The sequence below is a fragment of the Chitinophaga sp. genome (assembly GCF_035564935.1).
Lineage (GTDB): Bacteria > Bacteroidota > Bacteroidia > Chitinophagales > Chitinophagaceae > Chitinophaga.
This window is the reverse complement of record NZ_DATMTE010000900.1, coordinates 1-3708: the sequence shown is the minus strand read 5'-3', so window position 1 is coordinate 3708 and position 3708 is coordinate 1. Positions and strand designations below refer to the sequence as shown.

The 3708-nt window shown below is 48.2% G+C and carries 3 protein-coding genes; 1 reads left to right on the top strand and 2 read right to left on the bottom strand.

All coding sequences use genetic code 11. The features are described 5' to 3' along the window. Together VN105_RS23425 and VN105_RS23420 are read right to left on the bottom strand one after the other, a co-directional pair. The coding region (locus VN105_RS23425; RefSeq protein WP_325644787.1) for a right-handed parallel beta-helix repeat-containing protein at positions 1–1816 on the bottom strand (1816 nt) is incomplete at its 3' end. A 35-nt stretch (positions 1817–1851) separates the two neighbouring features. Then, a complete protein-coding gene (locus VN105_RS23420; RefSeq protein ID WP_325644784.1) occupies positions 1852–3111 on the bottom strand; it encodes a divalent metal cation transporter in 1260 nt (419 codons plus the stop codon). Between the two features lie 119 nt (positions 3112–3230). Here VN105_RS23420 and VN105_RS23415 point away from each other — a divergent pair, with 119 nt between their 5' ends. Beyond that, a complete protein-coding gene (locus VN105_RS23415; protein WP_325644782.1) occupies positions 3231–3620 on the top strand; it encodes a VOC family protein in 390 nt (129 codons plus the stop codon). Positions 3621–3708: the final 88 nt, after the last annotated feature.

The following is a 3708-nucleotide window of genomic DNA, read 5'->3' as shown; positions in this document are numbered from 1 at the left end:
CTTCCACCGTTAAATCCGTTTTCAGCGCTTTAGCGTTCATGTTTTGCAGCAATACCACCGGTTTAAAAGGTACCTGCCATTCATTAGCGCTCACTTTTACCCCTTCGCAGGCCGTGAGCCGGAAAGCCGGCCGGGGCGCACCCTGCGGAAGGAAGTCTTTCAGCCAGGTAATACGGTTACGGGTAAACGATAAGTTGCCGGTACTGCGGGCCGTCAGCACCGGGTAGTCGTAGATCCTGAATTGATTCCCTTCTATCCTGATGTTATGATGCACCATGTAACCCTTCCGCAACTGGTGGTTTTCCGGTGCAACAGCAATTACAAAGTTGTTATCCGGCGCCAGGTTGTAACCACATCCTTCAAAGGTATTGCCGCTGATCTGCACATCTGTTACCGGCCCTGATTCAAACCAGCTGGCCGCATCATCTGCAATGAGAATGGCGTGCATGCCTGTTCTGTAAAACCGGTTATTTGCTATCACCACTTTTTTACGGGTGGTTACCAGCAGCCCTCTTGTGTTCACGGCTTCAAACAGGCAATTCCGCACGGTGAGCGAAGGCGTCCAGGTGATATTCTCCAGGCAGTCGCCGGCAATGATGCCATCCGGCAGATCTTTATCCAGTGTCACTTCCATTTCCCTTTCGGTGATCATGCGGGCGGCCGTCACCCGGCCTTTGGCATATCCCTCTAACGTGGCGGCATGTACGAAGCTGATGCTGTCGCCCGCAAAGAAGGCCTGGAACCCGTATGTCTGGTGGTGCATAAAACGCAGTTTCAGTACCCGTGCTCCCGGTTTCCCGGTAATTACAAGGTGAGTGCCATGTACATTCACCGGGTCGTCGTGCAGCCCCTTAAAATGCGAATCAGTGATAGTGATATCTCCTTTGCAACCGGAGAAGTGCATACCATCTGCAAAGGCAGCCATTACGCGGCCGCTGTTTTCCCCGGGCGCGATCTGTATATGGCTGTAGTGAAGATCTTCAGAGAACTGAGATACAATGCCGAGGCCATGCATGTAACGCATATTAATATGCTCCAGCTGTACATTACGGCAATGGTTTATGAAGGCGCCCACCTGGTCGCGGATACCATCCCTCACCGTGAATACATTGCCGGGCGCGCCTTTGAAGCCGGAAAAATCGCCGGTGAACTGTACGGTATTGGGTGCAATGGTAACAGCTTTGCTTTTTTGAAACGGCGTCCAGGTGGAATAGGTATAAACGCCGCTGGCGGTATCCGCCAGTACTGCATGAAATATTCTCATTCCCCACCCGGGGCCATGCCATTCGAGGTGCTGATCAATAATAGTATACCTGGAATCGGGATGTATGGCGGCAACCACCATTTGCGGGGTCACTGTTTTCAGCGTCATTTCCGACATGGAAGGGCGTTCTGCGTCTATGGTTACATGCCGCATGGTGATGTTCTCGCACTGGTCAAACACCCAGGTGGTCATCTTCCCATGAAAAACAAATTCCGCTCCGTTACCTTCAATGGTAAGGTTTTTAAAATGCTCAAAGAACAACCCGATGGTCTTTGTTTTTTCCGGTACTTCTGTTTCGCTGGAGGTGTTGGAAATAAAATATACTTTCTTCACGGCACTGTCCGGGTAAAAATCATAACGTCCCGGGGCAAATTCCAATATGGCTCCCGGCTTATCTTTACACGCAGCAATGGCTTGTTGCACGCGCGTGGTGGCGTCAGTAAAAGTGTTCGGCGCGAGCCCGAAACTATTTACGTGTATACGTTCCTGTGAGCTGGCTGTAAAAGACAAAATGATGCCTGTACCGGTAAATATCTTCCTTAAAATATTCATTTGTTTACAGTAATTAAAAATATCAAAACGGGACATCAGAACAGGAACCAGATCATGGCCACTGCCGCGGCAGTCATTAATAACAGGGTAAGTCCTCCCAGGATATTGGACAATTTTGAATTGGTATTTTCTTTCATGATCTTCTTATTATTACCGATATGCATAATCATCACGATCATTACCGGGGCGGTAAGTCCATAGGCAATGGCGGTATATAGCAGCGCTTTTATAGCGCTCACGCCCAGGAAGTCGAGCGACAATCCCACTACCAGTGAAATGATGATAGAGATATAAAATGGTTTGGCCTGGGAAAACTTTTTATCCAGCCCCTCCTGCCACCCCAGCGTTTCCGCCAGCATATACGATTGTGAACCGGCCAGTACAGGGATTGCCAACAGCCCTGTGCCTAATACTCCCGTGGCAAAGATCAGGTAAGTGAGTTTACCTGCCAGCGGTTCCAGCGCTTTGGCTGCCTGGTCTACCGTATCTATTTCCCTTACACCGGCAGGAAACAGTACGCTGCCTGCAGTGAGAATAATAAAGAACATCACCATATTGGAAAATAACATCCCGGTATTTACATCTGTTTTCATTTCGTTCAGCACTCTTTTATCCACCACAATACTTTTACCGTTGTGTGCCTGGTCTTCCGCTTCCATAGTGGTTTGCCAGAAAAAGAGATAAGGGGAGATGGTGGTACCGAGTAGCGCCACGATGATAGAAAAGAAATCCTTGTTATATTGAATGGTGGGGATAAAAGTATGTTTGGCGATATCGCCCCAGTTTTGCTTTATCATGAACGGCACGATCACATACAGGAGCAGCGACAGGCAAAGCCATTTCAGGATCATCGCAATTTTTTCATAGGGAAACTGAATGATCACAAACATCATAACAGCCGTAATCGCTACACAAAAAACAGACACCGGCACTGCCGGGAAAATCATGTTGCATACGGCGCCCATGCCCTGGATATCGGCGCCAATGTTCAGCGTAATAGCGGGAAAGCTGAACAGCAACATAATATATAATACCGGCCTGGGATAGTGGTTCTTAAGTGTAACGGTTAAGCCCTGGCTGGTAACGAGCCCGATGCGGGCGCACATGCCCTGGATAGCAGCCATCAGCGGGAACGTAAGCAGGGAAGTCCATAAAGTGGCCAGCCCGAATTGTGCGCCGGCCTGCGAGTAGGTAGCAATACCAGACGGATCATCATCGCTGGCGCCGGTAATAAGCCCGGGGCCCAGCTTTTTAAAGAATACAGCCAGCTTGTTGGGGGCAGCCTTTTTATCCATACAGCAAGTTAATGGAAATCCATCGTTTTTGCTAACTATTACCAACTGGCAATGCTGTTTATATCATTTGATGATTTCAGCGGATCTTTGTACCCTTGTTTCTTCAAAAAACCTTTCATATGATCATTAACAGACTGGATCACCTGGTACTCACCGTAAAAGATATAGCCGCCACCTGCCGCTTTTATGAAACGGTGCTGGGCATGGAAGTGATCACTTTTGGCAATCAGCGCAAAGCGTTGCGCTTCGGGCATCAGAAAATCAACCTGCATGAAAAAGGCAGGGAAATAACTCCTAAAGCGCTTGTTCCCACCATGGGATCAGCCGATCTGTGTTTTATTGCAGATACTTCTGTAGAAGAAATGCTAACGGAGCTAAAAACGCTGAAAGTGGATATCCTGGAAGGCGGAATTGTGGACCGTACCGGCGCTACCGGTAAAATCCGCTCCATTTATTTCAGGGACCCCGATGGCAACCTGCTGGAGGTAAGTAATTATATTTCCAAATAAACATCCTGCGTAATATTGTTTTTATGCGAAAAACGGTATATTTTTATACCGCTAATGAGAATCATCCTGTTTTGTTTCCAGCTTTTAC